This is a genomic window from Cytobacillus solani, assembly GCF_006704205.1.
Lineage (GTDB): Bacteria > Bacillota > Bacilli > Bacillales > Cytobacillaceae > Cytobacillus > Cytobacillus solani.
The window spans coordinates 4,379,804-4,401,074 of the sequence record NZ_CP041305.1 but is presented as its reverse complement, the minus strand read 5'-3'; the positions used below and the strand labels follow the sequence as shown (position 1 = coordinate 4,401,074).

Genomic DNA, 21,271 nt, shown 5'->3' with positions numbered 1-21,271 from the left:
ACGATAGGTAACAGAAAAAAGGAACTTGACGGTTCCTTTTTTCTATTGATAACCTATCATGTTCTCAAACAATTCTGTATCTATTCCCCCCTCCACTCTTGGATATGGTAAAATAACGCCAAAATTTGAAATCTTTCATTGAAAAACCTATGATTGATATCACATGTTCACAGATTATCCATAGGATTTTCGGTTAGTTTTCATTATCCTTATAAAGGGAGGGTTAATAATGAAAAAAATATATATTATTTGCTCAAGTATTGTTGTTCTTGGAATTATCGCTGGTATTTCTTTTTTTATCATTCGTGACATGACTTCAAAGATTCCTGATAATATTTCACTTGTAACCATGCATAATGAAAACTATGAATTTTCTAAGTCAGACAAAAAATTAAAGCTTGTTGAATTTATGTACACACATTGCCCAGATATTTGTCCGACAACAACCCAAAGAATGAACCTTTTAAAAAACGATTTAGTTGCTGAAGGTGTTTTCGGGAAGAATGTTGAATTTTTATCTGTTAGTATTGATCCATACCGAGATACACCAGAAAAAATGATGAAATATATGAAAACATTTGACATCGAGGATGATGGCAATTGGACGTTATTGACAGGTGATCAAGAAAATATGAAACAAGATCAAAAGGAAATTCGTGAATTAGCAGAAACGTTCCAATTTCAATATCGTGATCCTGGCGATGGGTTCTATGTTCATAGTACTTTTGTTTTCTTAATTGATGAGAACAATAAATTTATTAAAAAGTTCCCAATGGGAGAAGATTTTAATAAGGATGACGTGTTTAAAAAGATCATGAAGGAAATTTAAAAAAGAAGTTCAAAGCGAGGGAAGAAAAATGGTTATTTTTCTTCCCTCGCTTTTTGTTTAACTTCTTATAACAAAGAAAAGAAGTTTGCATGGTTTTTCCATAAATCGGGGAAAATAGGTAAAAAGGAGGAAGATGTATTGGGTGAAAAAACTGAGATTGTTAAATTGACTTGTGCAGAAATTTCAAGCTTATGGGGAACATATATAAACGATAGTATGGTTATATGTGTGATAACTCATTTTTTGGAAACGGTGGAAGATCCAGAAGTAAAAATAATTCTTGAAGAAACCTTACAAGTAGCAATAAACCATAAGGATACTATTGAAGCTATATTTCTTAAAGAAAAAATTGTTGTGCCACAAGGATTTCGAGTAGAAAAGCATGTTGTCCCGAATGCACCAAAACTATTTTCAGATATTTTTTATTTACAATTTGTTCTGCAGTTAGCTAGATTTGGAGTCACCTCCCATACAACTGCTCTTACGCTGTCTGCACGAGAGGATATTTGTCAGATGTACCGTGACTTCATGGGGCATACTGCCCTGTTATATCAGCATGTCGTTCATTGTATGCAATCGAAGGGTGTATTTGTACGGATTCCTTTTATGACCTATCCACAAGAGGTTGATTTTGTCGACGAAAAAAAATTTTTAACAGGTTGGTTTGGCCGACGTCGAGCACTGTTAGGGATTGAGGTAACCCATTTAGTAATGAATGCGATAAATAATGAAGTGGGCAAAGCTACTTGTGTTGGTTTTTCACAAGTTGCAACAGAACCAGTGTTGCGAGACTATTTTCTTCGTGGGAAACATGTATGTTCACACCTCTTGAGTTCAATTCATGATGTACTTGAGGAAAGTGATGTACCGACAGCAATGTCATGGGATCAAAATGTGACCAATTCGACTAGTCCTCCATTTTCAGATCAACTTATGCTTTATATAGTAGGTGCCCTTTCCAATATTGGTATAGCTGCATATGGTTCTGGTATTTCAACAAGTATGCGCAGAGATATCGTTTCAATGTATTTAGGGTTTATGTCTAAAGCAGGGGCATATGGTGAAGATGGGATGAATTTAATGATTGAACGAAATTGGCTGGAACAGCCACCACAATTTGAGGACCGCGAAAAATTAGCTAAAAGAAATAATAAGTAGAATAAAGGCTGCCACTAAAATCCATTTTCATTGACATTAGTGACAGCCTCTTTTTGTTATTCTAATTTGTTGATGTAGTTAATCTTTTGTTCTGTGGGAGTGCAATCAGCATTTTTGATCTTGGTTTTGTAAAACTCACATTAATACCTGCTTTTTTTAAACGGGTTACTAATTCGACGAGTTGTTTTTTGGCCACAATAAAAACTCCTTTTTTATCCTGCCTGTATGGATTTATTGTACATGAAAAATATGAAAAAATTATGAACAATAGGTTGGTTTTTTAAAATTATTTAATAAGGATTTTGGCATATTTCACAAATTATTCAAAGATTATCCTTTATGGATTAAGTGTCAGTTCTTCTCCTTTTACATCTGTTAGATAGGTTTGATGATAGTCACCTTCAACCCACGCCCTCATCTGGTTGTGATACCATTTGCTTAAAGGATGTTCTGATTGGCCGGGACCGACTAGATGATAGCCTACGTTCATCTCCGCTGTATCAATAACAAATCTCCAAGAGCCTCCATGATTAACGGTGCCGTCTTCCTTATTTGCTGCTGCTTGTACAGTTACAGAGCTACCACCTACTGGAATGCTGCCTTCTTTATTAAATAAATAGTTTAATGGTTTGACACTAGATAATGAATGTGGGAAGTATATTTGATGGTATTCCCCCCACTTCCATTTAGCAAGCGTGCTTCCCTGAAGACTTTCGACATCCTTTAATGCCAGCTGTAAAGATTTATGCAATACATTAGAAAGTCCTCCGTTTTCCTTTATCCATGGGCCTTCATTGCCTTTTGCGGCTCTTCTAATTAATTCATCGACTGCTTGTTTTTGCCCTTTAAATAATCCTCTCATTTCCGTTGAAATTTCATCTTGAAATAGTACATCAGAAATTTTTTTCATCCAGAGATTAAAGATCAATGGTGCTGCTTCATCTTTACTATCTTGATAATCCCAATCTTTTAAAATAGCAATGGCCTCTTTCTCGTATCCTTTTAATGAAGCATCCAGATTTTCTAGTAGAATTGGAACGAACTCTTCTGCCTGTAAGTTTTTCTGATCCATCTGAAGAGCCATCATATCTTTGGATGTGAGTTTTTCCTTCGTCTTTAGGACTTCCTGAATCCTCATTTGACGATATGGTTGGGCCCAATCATTGCTAATATGGTAAGGATAGCTTTCATCAATGACTTTATTGTTTGCAGTTGAGATGAATCCGTCCTCTGGATTAACCGTTTTTGGAAGCTCCTCATAAGGAATATAGCCTTCCCATCCATATTCATCTGTCCACCCAGGAACCGGAAGAAGACCTTGACCTTGTTTACGAATAGGAATTTTTCCGTTTGCTTTATAAGCAATGGTTCCATCCTGAGAGGCAAATACAAAATTCTGAGCGGGTGTATGGAAAAGTTCAAGTGCTTTCTCAAATTGTTCCCAATCACTCGCTTTGTTCATTTCGACGATTGCCTCCAATTCAATGGAAGGTTCAAGAGCTGTCCATTGTAGAGATAAAACATCTTCTTTTCCGCTTTCTTCTGCAAACTCAGAAATAACTGGTCCATGACGAGTTATCGTTACTTCATATTCTATAGTTTCTTTTCCCTTTACCTTTATTGGCTCGTCTACTATTGTAGCTTCTACCCATTTGTCATTATAAAGAAACTCTTTTGGATTGTCTGGATTTCTTTTTTCGATATAAAGATCCTGGACGTCTGGTCCAGTATTTGTTACCCCCCATGCCACTTGATCGTTATGTCCTAATATAATACCTGGAATTCCCGCAAAAATAACTCCGCTTACATTCATTTCTGGTGACTGCAAATGCATTTGGTACCAGATGGAAGGTGTACTTAGTGATAAATGTGGATCATCTGCCAATAACGGTTTACCAGAAGCTGTTTTCACCCCGCTGACAACCCAGTTGTTGCTTCCGTTGAATTCTGGCGGAATAATTGCTGATGCCAGACTTTTTTCTATATCGAGCTTATCTGAGCTAATAATGTATGGTGCATCAGCTGGGTAAGACGGAAATAGATCATATGCTTTTTCCTCTGAAAAATTCTGCAGCAAATAATATCTAAATGCCTGGTTTTCCCAATGACCACCAAGATCATATGCCATGTATTTTCCGATGGTTAATGAATCAATTGGCTTCCATTCCTCTGGCTGATAGCCTAATAGCTTGAAGCCAATTGGCCATTTTCCGTTTTCTTCAAGTTCTTTCATATAAATATTTACACCTTCTGCAAACCAATTCAAAATTTCTTTTGCTTCATCGGAATATTGATCATATGAGGCTTCAGCAGCACGCTTTAATCCTAGTGTACGAAAATACTTATCATTTTCCACAGTTGCCTCTCCAATGACCTCGCTTAACCTTCCTGAGGCTTGCCGTCTGCTTAAATCCATTTGAAAGAGACGGTCCTGTGCCTGTATATACCCTTGTGCTATGTACAAATCACGTTCATTCTTAGCGAGAATATGCGGGACCCCGCTGTCATCTCGCGTTACTTTAACTGGGGATGAAATGGAGCCGATCGTTATTTCCCCCTTTGTCATTGGAAGTGATCGTGAAATATATAGATATAACGAAATGACCGTAATTACAATGATTGCAGCTAGGATAGCAAATGACCAAACGGAGATTTTCTTCCAATTGGTTTTTCGCTTGGTTTGTCTATTCTGAACGACTTCCATTTTGCTTTATTTCCTCCTTCTAATCTGCGAATAAATATTTACTTTCTTACTATAATTCGATACTTTCTTAACACTTCCTTCTAGTTATCGAAAATTTCTGATTTCTCTTTTGGTTTATTGCTCATTAAAGATGGATTGGCTATTATACAATACATTTCAATAATATTCGCGATTCGTTGAGGAAAATGTTATAATTTATAGGATTATGTTTTTTGGAGGAATATAAATAGATGATAACGGTAAGTAATGTAGGTCTTCGCTATGGCGATCGTAAGCTGTTTGAAGATGTGAATATTAAATTTACTCCCGGTAACTGCTACGGTTTAATCGGAGCAAATGGTGCGGGAAAATCAACCTTTCTAAAAATCTTATCAGGGGAAATAGAAGCCCAAACGGGTAATGTTCAGCTTGGACCTGGTGAGCGTATGGCGGTATTAAAACAGAACCACTTCGAGTATGAGGAATTCGAAGTATTAAAGGTTGTGATTATGGGTCATACTCGTCTGTATGAGGTTATGCAGGAAAAAGATGCGATCTATATGAAAGCAGATTTTACGGATGAAGATGGAATGAAGGCCGCAGAGCTTGAGGGTGAATTTGCTGAGCTTAACGGTTGGGAAGCTGAGTCTGAAGCAGCTATTCTTCTAAAAGGTCTAGGTATTGGAGAAGATCTTCATGATAAAAAAATGGCTGATTTATCTGGTTCTGAAAAAGTGAAGGTATTGCTTGCACAGGCATTATTTGGCAAGCCAGACGTTCTCCTTTTGGATGAACCGACAAACCACTTGGATATCAAAGCGATTCAATGGCTTGAAGAATTCTTAATCAATTTTGAAAATACAGTTATTGTTGTTTCCCATGACCGTCATTTCTTGAATAAAGTATGTACACATATTGCCGATCTTGATTATGGGAAAATTCAAATCTATGTTGGAAACTATGATTTCTGGTATGAATCCAGTCAACTTGCTTCAAGGATGGCTCAAGATGCCAATAAGAAAAAGGAAGAGAAAATTAAAGAGCTTCAAGCCTTTATTGCTCGTTTTAGTGCAAATGCATCAAAATCAAAGCAAGCAACATCTCGTAAAAAACTCCTTGATAAAATCTCACTTGATGATATTAAGCCTTCTTCTCGCCGATATCCATTTGTCGGCTTTACACCTGAACGGGAGATCGGGAATGATCTACTTCGTGTAGAAGGAATCAGCAAGACCATTGATGGAGTTAAAGTATTAGATAATATTAGCTTCATTATGAATAAAGATGATAAAATTGCACTTGTTGGAACAAATGAGATTGCAAAGACTACTTTATTTAAAATTATTGCTGGGGAATTAGAAGCGGATAGTGGTTCATTTAAATGGGGAGTAACAACATCTCAAGCCTATTTTCCGAAAGACAACTCCAAGTACTTTGAAAACAGTGATTTAAATCTTGTTGATTGGCTTCGTCAATTTTCACCGAATGACCAAAGTGAAAGTTTCCTTCGAGGCTTCCTAGGTCGTATGCTATTTTCTGGTGAAGAAGTTTTGAAGAAATCTAGTGTTCTTTCTGGAGGAGAAAAGGTTCGCTGTATGCTATCAAAAATGATGTTAAGTGGTGCAAATGTACTATTGCTTGATGAACCGACGAACCATTTAGACCTTGAGTCGATTACTGCATTGAATAATGGATTAATTAATTTTAAAGGGTCAATGATCTTCGCTTCCCATGACCATCAGTTCATTCAAACAGTTGCCAATCGGATTATCGAATTAACTCCAAATGGCATGATTGATAAACAAATGACATATGATGAATATTTAGAGAATGGGGATTTGCAAAAGCAAATTGCTGATATGTATAAATAAGAAATTTAATAAAAGAATGGAAGAAATCGGCGAGAGAGCCGATTTCTTTTTTATATATCCTGTTTCTTCTTTTTATGACGAGCTGAAGATGAGGCGAAATTACCTGTTTCTATATTCGTTGTCCCCTGCCCTTTTACTTCCGGGGAGCTCAATCCTGCCTTTGATGGATCCTTTTTACGCTTTCCCAATATGTATCACCTCCACCCTTACTTTTTGAATCTCTTTTCTTTTTTATACTTAAAAAAGTTGAATAATTGGGGGAGAGAAAAGGAATTATACAACATAGGAGGTGTGATTTATTATGAAAAAAATTGCAGTTGAACAATCGTTAACGAATGTTTCAGAGGCTCTTCGTGAAAAAGGATATGATGTCATCGATTTGAAATCGGCTGCCGATGCCGAAAATTGCTCCTGCTGTGTTGTAAGCGGAATTGATTCTAATGTAATGGGGATGCAGGACGTATCGACAAAAGCCCCAGTTATTGAGGCTAGCGGCTTAACAGCAGATGAGGTTTGTTCACAGGTGGAATCAAGATTACAATAAACATGATAAAAAGACTAAAGATTTTTCCTCTTTAGTCTTTTAATTTTTAAAACGTTTCATACATCACTTTTCCAGTTTCTGTAATATCATAATCACCCATTAAATGTATGTCTTTTTTCATTTCCCCTGAGCTTAGTATGTCTTTAATTTGTTGAATGATATCTTTATTCTCTTCCCTTTTTATTAACACAAGATCATATCGTTCTTTAATTAGAGGGATAAATTCAACTCCAACAATTTTTGCAGCCTTTTCAATCCCAATTCCTATATCTGCTTTTTCCCCAGCAATCGCTGATGCGATAGTTAAATGACTTGTTTCTTCACGATAATAGCCATTGACTTCACTTGACTTAATCCCATGAACTCTCAGCTGCTCATCCAATAGGATTCTTGCCCCGGAACCTCTTTCACGGTTAATAATTTTTACATCTTCTCTGTTTAAATCAGCCCATCCTTTTATGTTTTTCGGATTCCCGTTTTTTACATAGAGACCAGCCCATCTTGATAAAAAGTTAATGACAATAAACGGAAAACCCGTCAGGATTTTTTTTACGTATGGGATATTATATGTCCCTGTATCTCCATCAAAAAGATGGAGGCTCACTAAATCACATTGGTTATTATACATCGATATTAAACTGTTTAAGCTGCCGGAATATACACGTAAAGGACGCAGCTCAGTCTCCCCCTTTTCCAGCTGCTTGGCAAGTAAGTCTAATGCTAGGTCCTGCCCGCTAATTACAAAGGATTTCGGCTGGATTTCAGGAATGCTCTGTTTACTAACAGGTACTCTTATGCTCCCTCCTGTTTTCTTCCTATTTTTATATTCTTCTAAATCCTTCATATCCACTCTCATTTGCCTGCCGACCCGATAGGATGGCAATTCATTTTTTTTTATTAAATCATAAACAGTTAGCTTAGAGACTTTTAATAAGGAAGCAACTTCTTCAATTGTGTATGAAACATCATTATCAGACATAGAATCCATCCAATCATTTTTAATAATGTGATAAATATTACTGTTATAATTAGTTATAACTAATTATAATTAATTATAACTTGTTAAATAAAAATATAAATAGTTAGGATGATTGAAAAATGAAATGTAAAAGTTTAATGTTTATTCTGTCTTTGCTGTTCATGCTGATTATCAGTGGATGCTCAAATAAGCAAACAGATGATCCATCTAAAAAGACAGCAGATGCAGATATAGCAGAAACTGTAGAACTTACGGTTTCGGCTGCTGCTAGTCTAGAAGATGCGATGAATGAAATGAAGCCTCTCTTTGAAAAGGAAAACAAAAATATTAAGCTTTTCTTTAATTATGGCGGCTCAGGATCGCTTCAGAAGCAAATTATTCAAGGTGCCCCTGTTGATCTCTTCTTTTCAGCAGCGCAGGATCAATACAATGACCTTATAAAAAAAGATCTTATTGAAAAAACAAAAGGGAAAGATCTTTTACAAAATTCGCTTGTCTTAATCATACCAAAAGAATCAGATCATCGGGTAAAAGGTTTTAAAGATCTGACAAACTTTGAGGATGGAAAACTGGCCCTTGGTACACCAGAAGCGGTCCCTGCTGGAAAATATGGGAAACAAACGCTTGAAAATATGAATCTTTGGAATAAAATGGAGAATCAACTTGTCTTTGCAAAAGATGTGAGACAAGTGTTAACATATGTAGAAACTGGAAATGTCGATGCAGGGATTGTTTATAAGACCGATGCATTAATGTCAGACAAAGTTGAAATCGTTGAAGAAGCTAATAGCAATAATCACGATCCTATTGTTTATCCTGTAGGCATTTTGAAAGGAACGAAACATATGCAAGAAGCCGAAAACTTTTTTCAATTCCTTCAAGAGGAATCCGCTAAAAAAATATTTGAAAAATACGGATTTATTGTAATGGATTGATTGGAATGAATGATTCATTTTTTTTACCAGTACAACTCTCATTAAAAATTGCTTTCGTGTCACTTATTATTGTTTTTATACTTGGGATTCTCCTAGCAAAATTTATGGTTAAAAAGAAGTTTAAAGGGAAAGTCATCGCTGAAACAATCCTTTTGCTTCCTCTTGTGCTTCCGCCAACCGTTATTGGTTTTCTATTAATTGTATTTTTTGGGAATACAAGTCCTGTGAGTAAATGGATAGAGTGGATTTTCGACCAGCCAGTGATGTTTACTTGGTGGGCTGGTGTAATTGCGTCAACAGTTGTTGCTTTGCCACTTATGTATCAGTCTGCAAAAACAGGATTTTCAACTATTGATCCTGCTGTAGAAGAGGCCGCAAGAGTAGATGGAGCTGGAGAATGGAAAGTATTTCTTCTAGTGACAATGCCTCTTGCTTATCACTCTCTAATTTCTGGCGCCATACTTAGCTTTGCAAGAGCTTTAGGTGAATTTGGTGCCACATTAATGTTTGCCGGAAATATTCCTGGGAAGACACAAACGATGTCTACTGCAATTTATATGTCAATTGAATCAGGAAATATGAAGCTTGCGTGGCTTCTTGTTTTAACCATGATTTTAATTTCGTTTTTTATGTTACTTATTGTTACTAGAATTAAATAGTTTGATTAAATCAATGAAAATAATCATAAAGTAGACAAGTTCTCCCCCCCTCCCTGCATATCTATAATAATAGACAACCATTTGTAAGGGGGAGAAAAAATGCCATTTTTTGTGTTGAAAAAACGGTCCATTATTGTGTTTCTTATTTTAATTACTGTTGTTGCATCGGCATCTATTTGGTTAATTTTGAATACGGGTGCTGAAACAGTTTTTAATCAGGAAACGGAGGATGAAGTTCGTGAGATTCATATGGTTACAGGGGAATTTAATGCTACAATGCCCGATGGCAAAGAAATAGAATCATATCGCTGGGACCCTGGGACGATCTTTATGGAAAAAGGAGAAAAAGTGAATTTAATGATCTCTGGTGTAAATGGTGCAGAGCATCCTTTTTCTATTGAGGGAACAGATATTGAAGGCATAGTGAAAAAAGGCGAGGAAACCATTGTTCCACTTCAATTTAGAAAAGATGGAGTTTACCGGCTAATTTGTCATACACATCATGATAAATCACAAAACGGACCGATGATTGCATACATTGTAGTTGATTAATAGAAAAGGCACCGGAAAAAATCCGGTGTCTTTTTTATATTATCTAAAAATAAACATCTGTGTCCAATAATGACCATAGGAGCCGCCTTTTACATAACCGACGCCGATTTCAGTGAAAGTGCTTGAAAGAATATTTTTGCGATGCCCTTCGCTGTTCATCCATGCTTGAACGACTTCATATGGAGTAGCCTGTCCAGCTGCAATATTTTCTCCAGCCGAACGGTATGATATGCCGAAGCTCTTCATCATTTGGAATGGTGTTCCATAAGTTGGGGAGTTGTGGTCGAAATATTTTCGATCAATCATATCCTGAGATTTGTATCTTGCAACTCTTGCAAGCTCCCAATTTGATTTTAACGGGTTTAGTCCATACTTAGCTCTTTCCTGATTAACAAGCTGTACAACTTGATCTTCTACACTTGTTGTAGCTACTGATAAGCTTGGAATATTTACTTTTTGTCCCGGATAAATCATGTTAGGATTAGAAATTTGCGAGTTTGCATTGATAATCTCAGTAACACCTACTTGGTATTTAACAGCAATTTTCCACATGGTATCACCGGACTGTACAGTATGTATGGTAGAAGCGCTTGCATGAATAGAAAGTCCAAAGGCTAGAGCGACAGACAACAAAATAGTGAGTGAAATCTTTTTAATTGTTTTCATAATTCTATTAAACCAAACTCACTTACTCTATTAAACCGGTAAATGCTGCCTATTCATTTCGTCATTTTTCCATATTAGTTGTATTCTTCTTTTGGTAAAAGTTTAATCTTATTAATGATAAGTAGAATTTATATAACAGGGTTACTATTTTTTGTATCAGTTATAATACAGTCCATCAAGAATAGAAGGAGTAATTTTAACATTAACAAATTTACCTTCATCTAACCATTGATATATCAATGTTCACAATTCAGTCGAAAAGTTTGTGATTGTCTTCACTAATTATCTGTTATACTCAAATTGTAGATGTTCTTAGCACCTGTATCATACAACATTAACCCGAGGTGATTGACAATGGAACAATGGAAAGGCTTTAAAACTGGAAATTGGGAAAAAGAAGTAAATGTCCGTGATTTTATAATAAACAATTTCACTCTATACCTTGGAAATGAAAACTTTCTTGAAGGTCCAACTGATTCAACGACTTCCCTTTGGAATCAAGTGATGGAACTAACTAAGCAGGAACGAGAAAGTGGCGGTGTCCTTGATATGGATACTGAAATCGTTTCAACAATCACTTCACATGGACCAGGTTATTTAAATAAAGATAAAGAAAAAATTGTCGGCTTCCAGACAGAAATGCCTTTTAAACGCTCCCTTCAGCCCTATGGTGGTGTACGGATGGCAATTTCCGCCTGCGAATCCTATGGCTATGAAGCTAGTAAAGAAATGGAAAAGATTTTTACTGAATATAGGAAGACACATAATCAAGGTGTATTTGATGCTTATACAGATGAAATGAAGCTTGCTCGTAAAGCCGGAATTATTACAGGTTTACCAGATGCTTATGGACGCGGAAGAATTATTGGAGATTACCGCAGAGTAGCGCTCTATGGTGTTGATGCACTAATTAAGGAAAAGAAAACAGATTTAAAAGCAACGAGCCGTGTAATGGCAGAAACGAATATTAGGCTTCGTGAAGAGATATCAGAACAAATTCGTTCATTGAAAGAATTGAAGCAGCTCGCATTGATTTATGGCTTTGATATTTCAGATCCTGCCAGCAATGCAGCAGAAGCATTTCAGTGGCTATATTTTGCCTACCTTGCGGCAATAAAGGAACAAAATGGTGCAGCGATGAGTCTTGGCCGTGTATCGACATTCCTTGATATTTATTTAGAAAGAGATCTTCAAAACGGTGTGTTGACTGAACAAGAAGCGCAAGAACTTGTCGATCATTTTGTTATGAAGCTTCGTCTTGTTAAATTTGCAAGAACACCAGATTACAATGAATTGTTTAGTGGGGATCCAACATGGGTAACGGAATCAATTGGCGGGATGGCATTGGACGGACGCCCTTTAGTAACGAAGAATTCTTTCCGGTTCCTTCATACTTTAAATAACCTGGGTCCAGCACCAGAACCAAATTTAACTGTTCTTTGGTCTGCGAAACTGCCTGAAAACTTTAAGGAATATTGTGCAAAAATGTCCATTGAGACAAGCTCTATTCAATATGAAAATGACGACATTATGCTTCCCGAATTCGGAGATGATTACGGAATTGCCTGCTGTGTTTCAGCGATGAAAATTGGTAAACAAATGCAATTCTTCGGTGCACGTGCCAATTTAGCGAAAGCCCTTCTCTATGCAATTAATGGAGGGAAAGATGAAAAGCTACATGCTCAAGTCGGACCTGAATATGCACCGATAACAGGAGAACTGCTTAACTACGAAGAAGTGATGAATAAATTTGATCATATGATGGAATGGCTGGCGGATTTATATATTAATACGTTAAATATTATCCATTTCATGCATGATAAATACAGCTATGAAAGAATTGAAATGGCGCTTCATGATTCTGATGTTATTCGTACAATGGCAACGGGTATCGCGGGGCTAAGTGTTGTTGCTGATTCATTAAGCGCAATCAAATATGGACAGGTAAAAATCGTTCGTGATGACAATGGTTTAGCAGTTGATTTCATTACTGAAGGTGATTATCCCAAATACGGGAATAATGATGATCGTGTAGACAGCATTGCGGTTGATATTCTTAAACGCTTTATGAAAAAACTGAAAAAGCATCAAACCTATCGTGATTCTGTTCATACATTGTCTATTTTAACAATTACGTCAAATGTTGTGTATGGAAAGAAAACGGGAAATACACCTGATGGACGACGTGCGGGTGAACCGTTTGCACCAGGAGCTAACCCAATGCATGGCCGTGATACGAAAGGTACACTCGCTTCCCTTTCTTCAGTAGCGAAGCTCCCCTATCAATATGCATTGGACGGTGTTTCAAATACTTTTTCGATTGTGCCTAATGCGTTAGGTAAAGATAATGAAAGCCGTGTTCGTAATCTCGTGTCTATACTTGATGGCTACACAATTAAATCTGGGCATCATTTAAATGTGAACGTCTTTAATCGGGAAACATTGGTAGATGCAATGGAGCAACCAGAATTATACCCGCAATTAACAATCAGGGTATCAGGTTACGCGGTAAACTTTATTAAGCTGACGAAAGAACAGCAGCTGGACGTTATAAATCGTACGTTTCACGAGACTATGTAATAAAAAAACGGAAGTAAAAATGTAATCGGTATCCTTGTCAAACTCTCATACTCACTTACCGTTCAAATGAAAGGAAGATTATCATGATCGGAAACATACATTCAATTGAAACATTTGGAACCGTTGATGGACCAGGCATTCGATATGTGGTATTTACACAGGGCTGTCTGCTCCGCTGCCAATTTTGCCATAATGCCGATACGTGGGAGATAGGCACAGGCAAGCAAATGTCTGTTTCTGAAATCATGTCTGATATAAAATCCTATCTTCCTTTCATTGAAGCATCTGGGGGTGGCATTACTGTTAGCGGAGGTGAACCACTACTACAAATCCCCTTCCTTATTGAACTCTTTAAGGAATGCAAGAATGCTGGGATTCATACCGCAATTGATTCATCAGGTGGCTGTTATTCCAAGGCACCGTTATTTCAAAAACAATTAAAAGAGTTAATGCAATATACTGATCTCGTTCTACTCGACTTAAAACAGATTGATAAAGAGAAACACAAAAGGCTGACTGGTTTAACCAATGAACATATCTTATCATTTGCTTGGTACTTATCTGACCATGAGGTACCGGTTTGGATTCGCCATGTACTTGTTCCAACCATTTCAGATGATGAACAGGACTTAAAAAAACTAGGTGAGTTCATCCGTTCATTAAAAAATGTGCAGAAGGTTGAAGTCCTCCCCTACCATAAGCTTGGTGTATACAAATGGGAAGCGCTCGGTCTAGACTATCCTTTAAAAGAGATCGAGCCGCCAAACAAAGAAAAAACTGCAAGGGCTCTCCGAATCCTTACAAAAAGCTAACACACTTTTCTAAAATGCAGCATTTGGCCATTGCTGCATTTTTGTTTTTCTTCTTCTTCAAATACAGTATAATTAAATGGAAGGAGTGGTTATATTTGACAAATGAAAACACAAAAAAAACTAAAATTCTTCTATTTTTCATTTTTATTAGTTTCATACTCGCTGCTAATTATATTTTATTTAGAATACCAGTATTAGGTCCAGTTCCCAGTGGTGCGGTTATTGGATCTATACTCGATTTCATGATTGTGATTCCTTTGCTTGCATACTTTTTTATCATCCGGAAGAGATATTCACTTAAGTACTTGGGATTCGTAATTGCTGCCTCTTATGGGGCTGCTTACTTTATTATTCCGAATGAGCATTTTTCTCAATATTCCTTTTTGCCATATATTGTTTTCCTTTCGGAAGGACTGCTCATTCTAGTTGAACTCTTCATTCTTTACAAGGTTATATCCAAGTTACCTAGACTTATTAGAAATTATCGGTCCATTTCAAATCAAGATTCACTTTTTCAATTAAATGTTAAGAGAACTGTTAAAAATCATTTGCCGAATAATCGTCTAATCGCTGTGTTCTTGTCGGAGTTATCCATATTCTATTATTCCCTCTTTGCTTGGCGAAAAAAGGTAAATATTCAAAATGGTCATTCCTATACTTATCATAAAAAGACGAGTGTTAATGCCGTTTATATTATGCTCATTCATGCGACAGTCATTGAATCGATTGGCTTCCATTATTTTCTTCATCAATGGAATGAAATGGCTTCTTACATTCTTCTATTTCTTAATTTATATGCCATTCTATATTTTCTGGCTGAAATTCATGCGATTCGTCTTACCCCTTTTGTTCTCTCAAAAGATTGTCTTCTCCTTCAACCGGGCTTTTCCAAAAGCATGGAGCTTCCTTTAGAAATAATAAAAGAAATTAAATATTACGATGGACCGGAAAAGTTGAATAAAAAAGAGCTGAATGAGCTATTTGATGCAAGGGTAATCGATTTTTTTCAAGAAAAGCCACAATTTGAAATAAATCTAAAGGAGCCTCAAGTGGTGAACTTCGCTTACGGGATAAAAAAGGAAGTTAAACGTATCATTTTAAATGTTGATGATCCAGATGGTTTTTATCAAGCTATTCAAAAAAGAATCGTGATGGTTGAAACTGTTTCTGAGTAAACGGAAAACGGGATCATTTTTAATGGGGGCAACCTTCTCTATTTCGTTTTGTCCGACGATGTTCTCACTATTCTTTTTTGGGCTTATGCCTTTAGTTTTGAATTCATCTTATGGAGCCTTTCTTCCTCCAATTTTTGCGATTGGCACCTCTGTCCCACTTATCGTTTTTTTAATGATCATTTATGTATTGGGCATTGACGGAGCCTTAATGAGGAAAAATAAGAAAATTGGTCAATTTATTTAAAGGATGACGGGTTTGATTCTATTGTTGATTGGCATCATGGATTCAATTACATATTGGGTATGAGAAATGCGCAAGCACCTTGGTCATCGCTGTACGAACTGGAAGGACCGGTTTTTTCGATATAGGAGACACAATGAGTGAAGCGAATTGATGTCGACTTATCGTAGGGAGAGGACCTGAAGTTTGATAGGCGATAGGACGCTTGTGCTAGACATTTCTCTAACTTCAAGTTTATACTTTCTTATCTTTTTAAAAAAACGCTTGGATCCCCAAGCGTTTGCTTTATTTCCACCACCCATCAAACATCGATGCTGGAATTTGCCTTTTATGTTCGGTAATTAAATAGCGTTTTTCAATTTTTTCAGCGACAACTGCAGATACTTGCTTCCCTTCAAGGTAATCATCTAATTCTTCATATGTAATTCCTAGCTCAGTTTCATCTGCTTGTCCTGGTTTTTCATCAAGAAGGTCGGCAGTTGGTACTTTTAAATACAATCTTTCATCCGCATTTAATTCTTTCAGCAGTGCTTTCCCCTGTCTTTTTGTTAATCCTGTTAATGGGGTGACATCCGCCCCTCCATCCCCATATTTTGTAAAAAATCCTGTGATCGCTTCTGCAGCATGATCCGTTCCAATAACTAGCAGTCCTTTTTCTCCGCCAAAAGCGTATTGGGCAATCATTCTCATTCTTGCCTTTACATTCCCCTTCTGATAATCACTTAACGGCTGGCTTTGGATACTAGAGTTAAATTCTTTTTGGACCTCATCGACCGCTGCTTTAATATTAAATATATATTCGTAATCAGCTTTAATAAAGGATAAAGCTAACTTAGCATCGGTTTCATCTGCTTGTACACCATAAGGAAGACGGACTGCAATAAATAATACGTCACTATGCCCCTCATTACGGAGTTCCTCAACCGCCAGCTGTGCTAATCTTCCGGCTAGTGTGGAATCCTGCCCACCGCTTATTCCAAGGACATACCCTTTCGCTTTTGTACGAATGAGATACTCTTTTAAGAAGTCAATTCGTCTTCTAACTTCGTTTTTTGGATCAATAGCTGGATTTACATGCAGGCTTTGCATGATTTCTTTTTGTAAAGTCATTTCTCTTCCCCCTATTTTTTCTTTTCTAAATACTCTTTTACCTTTTGTTTAACCATATCAATATGCTTCATTTTATTGTCCCAACATTTTTGACTTAAGTCGACTGGATACTCTTCTGGATTTAATGATCTTCGATACTCTTCCCATAAGAGATTTAAATTTCCCCTCGCATATTGCTGAATGGATGAAAGTGCTGGCAATGAATATACACGTTTTCCATTAAAAAAGATATCTTTATGGAGCTCTTTTGCTTCAAAATCTGTAACGAATTTCTTGATATATGTATGAACAGGATGGAACATTTTCAGACGTTTTTCTTCTTGTGGATTCTCAAAATCTAAAGCAATGTAATCCCCTTCAGATTTTTTGAATTTTTTATTTATGATTCGATACACTCTTTTTAGTCCGGGTGTTGTAACTTTTTCAGGATTGCCGCTGATTTTAATTGTGTCTACCATTTCTCCTGCTTCATTTTCTATTGAAACAAGCTTGTAAACCGCTCCAAGTGCAGCCTGATCATACGCAGTAATCAATTTTGTTCCAATTCCCCATACATCAATTTTCGCACCTTGCCCCTTTAAATTCAAGATTGTATATTCATCTAGATCATTAGAGGCGATAATTTTCGTTTGATAGAAACCTGCAGCATCAAGCATTTTCCTGGCTTCCTTTGATAGATAAGCAAGGTCACCGCTATCTAGCCGAATACCGACAAAGTTAATCTTATCCCCCAGCTCTTGAGCTACTTTTATGGCATTTGGTATTCCGGATTTCAATGTATCATATGTATCTACAAGAAATACACAATTTTTGTGTCTTTCAGCATACTTATGAAAAGCTGTATATTCATCACGGTATGCTTGTACGAGTGCATGTGCATGTGTACCAGAAACAGGCATGCCAAATTTCTTCCCAGCTCTTGCATTTGATGTGGATTGAAAGCCGCCAATATAAGCAGCCCTTGCTCCCCAAATGGCAGCATCCATTTCATGTGCCCGTCTTGTTCCAAACTCCATCGCTATTTCCTCACCAACGACTTCTTTAATTCGCGCGGCCTTCGTTGCAATTAATGTTTGATAATTAATAATGTTCAACAAGGCTGTTTCAATTAATTGTGCCTGCGCAAGCGGTGCCTCTACTCGCATAATTGGTTCATTCCCGAATACTAGCTCCCCTTCTTCTAAAGAACGAATGGAACCTGTAAATGTAAGGGAGCGTAAATATTCAAGAAAATCTTCTTTATAATGCAATTCATCACGTAAATAGGCGATATCACTGTCTGAAAAACGGAATTGCTCAATAAATTCAATGACTCTTTCTAAGCCAGCAAATATGCTATATCCATTCCCAAAGGGAATTTTACGAAAATAAACTTCAAAGACTGCTTTTTTATTATGAATATGGTCATTCCAATACGTTTCTGCCATATTAATTTGGTATAAATCTGTATGTAAAGAAAGACTGTCATCATTATATGATGTGCTCATAAATTTACCTCCCCTTGTAAGCGATTAGTATTGTTATATTACCCTGAAATAAGTATGATTACACAAGCCATGTTACATCAAGGAAAAAGAGCTTGACAAAAGATTAAGAAAATATTATTTTAATATTGTTAACTCTATTGTATTTATAGTTAACATAGAGAGGAGTACGGAGATGACAAATCAGCAACTGAAATTAAGATCTATGATTGTTACTGCATTATTCGCTGCTATTATCGGTGTTTTGGCACAAATAACAATTCCCCTCCCGCAAGTTCCGATAACTGGACAAACACTGGCCATCGGATTAGCTGCAACGATTCTCGGTTCCCGCTATGGAACGCTTTCAGTTTTACTATATTTAATCATTGGTTCAACTGGTGTACCTGTATTTGCAGAACTTTCAGGTGGAATTTCTAAATTGGTTGGACCAACAGGTGGCTTTTTAGTTGGTTTTGTACCAGCAGCATTTATCATAGGCTTCTATATGGAAAAAACAAGTTTTACTTTTAAAAATGCAATGATTGCAAATACAATCGGGATGATCATTACTTTAGCATTTGGAACCACTTGGCTAAAAATATCAGCGGATCTTACATGGACAATGGCTTTAGCTGGCGGGTTTACTCCGTTCCTCGTAGTTGGTTTGATTAAAGCAGCACTTGCATCATGGATCGGCATCATCATTCGAAAAAGATTAGTTTCTGCAAACCTCTTATTTTCCACTCATCCTAATATTAAGCAAGAATCACTATAAAAGTAAGGGGCTGTTGATCAACAGCCCCTATTTTCGTATATGTTTCTTCACCATAAAATGCCTCATAATAAATGGCGTCCCCAAAATAGCTGGAATGATGTAATAGCTTAGACGGTAAAACATTATAATTAACAGGCTAAGTTCTGCAGGCACACCCTTTGTCTCCATTCCAATTAGAAAAACGAGATCAAAGGAGCCAATTCCCCCAGGAATCAGGCTTATAATACCAGCACATGCAGAAATGATTACAATTGGAAATACTTTCGTAAAAGGGACAGACACACCTAAAAAATTTGCGATTCCCCATATACAGATGACAACAAATAACCACTCAAATATAGAGACAGCCATTAATTCACTAATATAGCCTCGTTTTACATGTCCTAAGTTCCAAAAGGACTTTTTAAGAAAGAATACGATCAAGAGAATAGGCGTGTATAAGGCAATGGCTAAGACAGCAATCTTAATAAATTTCACTTCGGAATAAACATGCATGTCGGAAAAGACAGTGATCCAGGATAGAATGGAAAGTCCTGACAAATAAAACAGTGATAATTTAGCAATTGTCTGGATATATGGTGTGTCATTCCTTACGTGAGATTTATAATAAAAGGATCGCAATGTTGTTCCTGCAACTCCGCCAAATCCGATAAGATTAGAAAAAGCATTAGCTGCAAGCGAAAAAAAGATGAGCTTTCTTTTCGGTATGTATATATGAAAAATTTGAAGTAAAATGACATCATAGAAAAACATTGGAGTAAGGGAAATTAAGCCAAGGAATAAAATAAATAAAAGTTTATTTAATGCAAGCTTGTCCAAATAATGATTAAGCAGCTGCCAATTAAAATCTTTGAAAATTTCCTTTGATTCAAAGGCAAGTATGAATAATATAAAAATGGGAATCAATATTTTTAAATATTTCACGAGTGTTTTTTGCTTTGGTAATAACAAAATACCCCACCGTTCTAAATTAATCAGTCTACCTACTATTCTATTACTCTATTCCCTTGTGTTCAACAGGAAACCTTGAGTATCAAAAATCAATGGATAATGTTCTTAATTGCTTAAAACGATAATTTACTCTATAATTTACCCATTGGCCTTAAGTAATGAGGTGAAAAAACATGACTGAATTTTTAATTGATATTTCGAATATTCCCACTGAATACACAATTTATGCAAGCTTTCTTTTAGGAATGATAGTTAAGTTTCTTTGGGTTTGGAAGATTGAATATCATTTTTATGACTCATTAAATACTGCAAATAAATTAGAAACATCAACCAATTTACCGATTCAGCAGTTATTTTATTATAAATATAGAAATCCATTATTAATTTGGATGATTAAATGCATTCGTAGCAAACAAAGTCCTGGTGATGATCCAGAAGGTGCTTCTCCTCTAATTGTTACATGATTTATTAACTATTATGAGGAGTGACAAATATGAAAAATCAGAAAAACATTCATTTATTTTTGTTGCTTGCAGCGGGAACAATGCTTTTATCCGCATGTAGCGCACCAAATACTCAAAATAGCGATGGTTTCTTCCAAAAGTTCGTTGTTGAACCATTTGCTTCTTTAATCCATGGAGTGGCTGTTCTCTTTCATGATAATTATGGGATTGCAATTATTGTGATTACACTTGCCATTCGATTATTGTTAATGCCTTTAATGTTAAAACAATATAAAAAACAGCAAATAATGAAAGAGAAAATGGATGTTCTTAAGCCAGAAATGGATAACATCCAAAAAAAATTAAAAGCAGCGAAGGATCAGAAAGAACAGCAAAAGCTACAGCAAGAGATGTTTGCCCTTTACAAGAAGCATAATGTCAATCCGCTTAATATGGGGTGCCTTCCAATCCTAATTCAAATGCCTATATTAATGGGATTTTATTATGCGATTAGAGGCTCTGAGGAAATCGCTGCCCATTCGTTTTTATGGTTTAATCTTGGTCATTCAGATATATGGATAACAGCTGTTGCTGGGATCGTTTATTACTTACAGTTCAAAGTTTCACAGGCGAATATGCCTGCTCAAACTCAGCAGCAAATGAAGTTTATGGGGCTTCTCTCCCCTATTATGATTGTTTTAATTTCATTAAATGCACCAGCTGCTTTGCCTTTGTATTGGACAGTCGGAGGTATTTTCTTAACCTTGCAAACTCTGCTTGGGAGAAAACTTTATCCATCCGAGAAATCAAAAAATACAGAAGTAAGCTCAAATTAACAATGA

Annotated in this window: 22 protein-coding genes; 14 read left to right on the top strand and 8 right to left on the bottom strand. The window is 36.3% G+C overall.

Annotated features, from left to right (window positions below; genetic code table 11):
* Positions 1-229 precede the first annotated feature (229 nt).
* Both FI644_RS22100 and FI644_RS22095 read left to right on the top strand, forming a co-directional pair.
* On the top strand, positions 230-829 hold the full coding sequence (locus tag FI644_RS22100; protein WP_053476108.1) for an SCO family protein: 600 nt from the start codon (positions 230-232) through the stop codon (positions 827-829).
* A gap of 138 nt (positions 830-967) precedes the next feature.
* A complete protein-coding gene (locus tag FI644_RS22095; protein ID WP_053476109.1) occupies positions 968-1,987 on the top strand; it encodes a DUF3231 family protein in 1,020 nt (339 codons plus the stop codon).
* Positions 1,988-2,048: 61 nt separating this feature from the next.
* Here FI644_RS22095 and FI644_RS27195 read toward each other — a convergent pair whose 3' ends face one another.
* Positions 2,049-2,183, bottom strand: a complete 135-nt coding sequence (locus tag FI644_RS27195) for a hypothetical protein (RefSeq protein WP_256376271.1) — start codon at positions 2,181-2,183, stop codon at positions 2,049-2,051.
* Positions 2,184-2,324: 141 nt separating this feature from the next.
* The gene (locus FI644_RS22090; protein ID WP_053476110.1) at positions 2,325-4,691 is read right to left on the bottom strand and encodes a penicillin acylase family protein; all 2,367 of its coding nucleotides are present in this window, start codon (positions 4,689-4,691) and stop codon (positions 2,325-2,327) included.
* Between the two features lie 230 nt (positions 4,692-4,921).
* Between FI644_RS22090 and FI644_RS22085 the strand changes: the two genes are divergently transcribed.
* Complete coding sequence (locus FI644_RS22085) at positions 4,922-6,541, top strand: ABC-F family ATP-binding cassette domain-containing protein (protein WP_053476111.1); 1,620 nt, start codon at positions 4,922-4,924, stop codon at positions 6,539-6,541.
* Positions 6,542-6,591: 50 nt separating this feature from the next.
* On the opposite strand, the gene FI644_RS22080 is transcribed toward FI644_RS22085, so the two are convergent.
* A complete protein-coding gene (locus FI644_RS22080; RefSeq protein ID WP_075209152.1) occupies positions 6,592-6,729 on the bottom strand; it encodes a YuzL family protein in 138 nt (45 codons plus the stop codon).
* A 113-nt stretch (positions 6,730-6,842) separates the two neighbouring features.
* On the opposite strand from FI644_RS22080, the gene FI644_RS22075 reads away from it, so the two are divergent.
* Positions 6,843-7,085: a YkuS family protein gene (locus FI644_RS22075; RefSeq protein ID WP_172797639.1), complete on the top strand. Its 243-nt coding sequence runs from the start codon at positions 6,843-6,845 to the stop codon at positions 7,083-7,085.
* Between the two features lie 46 nt (positions 7,086-7,131).
* On the opposite strand, the gene FI644_RS22070 is transcribed toward FI644_RS22075, so the two are convergent.
* Positions 7,132-8,064, bottom strand: a complete 933-nt coding sequence (locus FI644_RS22070) for a substrate-binding domain-containing protein (protein ID WP_053476113.1) — start codon at positions 8,062-8,064, stop codon at positions 7,132-7,134.
* Positions 8,065-8,183: 119 nt separating this feature from the next.
* Here FI644_RS22070 and modA point away from each other — a divergent pair, with 119 nt between their 5' ends.
* From modA to FI644_RS22055, 3 genes are all read left to right on the top strand, one after another.
* Positions 8,184-8,999: a molybdate ABC transporter substrate-binding protein gene (modA, locus tag FI644_RS22065; RefSeq protein ID WP_053476114.1), complete on the top strand. Its 816-nt coding sequence runs from the start codon at positions 8,184-8,186 to the stop codon at positions 8,997-8,999.
* A 5-nt stretch (positions 9,000-9,004) separates the two neighbouring features.
* Positions 9,005-9,658, top strand: coding sequence for a molybdate ABC transporter permease subunit (gene modB, locus FI644_RS22060; RefSeq protein WP_053476115.1), 654 nt, complete (start codon positions 9,005-9,007; stop codon positions 9,656-9,658).
* A 99-nt stretch (positions 9,659-9,757) separates the two neighbouring features.
* Positions 9,758-10,210: a cupredoxin domain-containing protein gene (locus FI644_RS22055; protein ID WP_053476116.1), complete on the top strand. Its 453-nt coding sequence runs from the start codon at positions 9,758-9,760 to the stop codon at positions 10,208-10,210.
* 39 nt (positions 10,211-10,249) lie between these two features.
* Here FI644_RS22055 and safA read toward each other — a convergent pair whose 3' ends face one another.
* The gene (gene safA / locus FI644_RS22050) at positions 10,250-10,762 is read right to left on the bottom strand and encodes a SafA/ExsA family spore coat assembly protein (RefSeq protein WP_053476117.1); all 513 of its coding nucleotides are present in this window, start codon (positions 10,760-10,762) and stop codon (positions 10,250-10,252) included.
* Positions 10,763-11,230: 468 nt separating this feature from the next.
* Between safA and pflB the strand changes: the two genes are divergently transcribed.
* The 4 genes from pflB (at position 11,231) to FI644_RS22030 (ending at position 15,687) form a co-directional block, all read left to right on the top strand.
* Positions 11,231-13,456, top strand: a complete 2,226-nt coding sequence (gene pflB / locus FI644_RS22045) for a formate C-acetyltransferase (protein WP_142108830.1) — start codon at positions 11,231-11,233, stop codon at positions 13,454-13,456.
* 83 nt (positions 13,457-13,539) lie between these two features.
* On the top strand, positions 13,540-14,268 hold the full coding sequence (gene pflA, locus FI644_RS22040) for a pyruvate formate-lyase-activating protein (RefSeq protein ID WP_053476119.1): 729 nt from the start codon (positions 13,540-13,542) through the stop codon (positions 14,266-14,268).
* A gap of 95 nt (positions 14,269-14,363) precedes the next feature.
* Positions 14,364-15,443: a hypothetical protein gene (locus FI644_RS22035; RefSeq protein ID WP_142108829.1), complete on the top strand. Its 1,080-nt coding sequence runs from the start codon at positions 14,364-14,366 to the stop codon at positions 15,441-15,443.
* Between the two features lie 22 nt (positions 15,444-15,465).
* A complete protein-coding gene (locus FI644_RS22030) occupies positions 15,466-15,687 on the top strand; it encodes a hypothetical protein (RefSeq protein ID WP_142108828.1) in 222 nt (73 codons plus the stop codon).
* A gap of 282 nt (positions 15,688-15,969) precedes the next feature.
* Here the strand turns inward: FI644_RS22030 and nadE are convergent, their stop codons facing one another.
* On the bottom strand, positions 15,970-16,794 hold the full coding sequence (gene nadE, locus FI644_RS22025) for an NAD(+) synthase (protein ID WP_056684711.1): 825 nt from the start codon (positions 16,792-16,794) through the stop codon (positions 15,970-15,972).
* A gap of 11 nt (positions 16,795-16,805) precedes the next feature.
* Positions 16,806-18,281, bottom strand: coding sequence for a nicotinate phosphoribosyltransferase (locus tag FI644_RS22020; RefSeq protein ID WP_053476123.1), 1,476 nt, complete (start codon positions 18,279-18,281; stop codon positions 16,806-16,808).
* A gap of 172 nt (positions 18,282-18,453) precedes the next feature.
* Here FI644_RS22020 and FI644_RS22015 point away from each other — a divergent pair, with 172 nt between their 5' ends.
* Positions 18,454-19,035 carry a biotin transporter BioY gene (locus tag FI644_RS22015; RefSeq protein ID WP_142108827.1) on the top strand — a complete coding sequence of 194 codons (582 nt, stop codon included), beginning with the start codon at positions 18,454-18,456 and terminating at the stop codon, positions 19,033-19,035.
* A 27-nt stretch (positions 19,036-19,062) separates the two neighbouring features.
* Here the strand turns inward: FI644_RS22015 and FI644_RS22010 are convergent, their stop codons facing one another.
* Positions 19,063-19,986 (bottom strand): lysylphosphatidylglycerol synthase domain-containing protein, encoded by a 924-nt coding sequence (locus tag FI644_RS22010; RefSeq protein ID WP_053476125.1) that lies wholly within the window; start codon positions 19,984-19,986, stop codon positions 19,063-19,065.
* 173 nt (positions 19,987-20,159) lie between these two features.
* Between FI644_RS22010 and FI644_RS22005 the strand changes: the two genes are divergently transcribed.
* Together FI644_RS22005 and yidC are read left to right on the top strand one after the other, a co-directional pair.
* Complete coding sequence (locus FI644_RS22005) at positions 20,160-20,450, top strand: hypothetical protein (protein ID WP_053476126.1); 291 nt, start codon at positions 20,160-20,162, stop codon at positions 20,448-20,450.
* Positions 20,451-20,479: 29 nt separating this feature from the next.
* Positions 20,480-21,265, top strand: a complete 786-nt coding sequence (gene yidC / locus FI644_RS22000; protein ID WP_053476127.1) for a membrane protein insertase YidC — start codon at positions 20,480-20,482, stop codon at positions 21,263-21,265.
* Positions 21,266-21,271 lie beyond the last annotated feature (6 nt).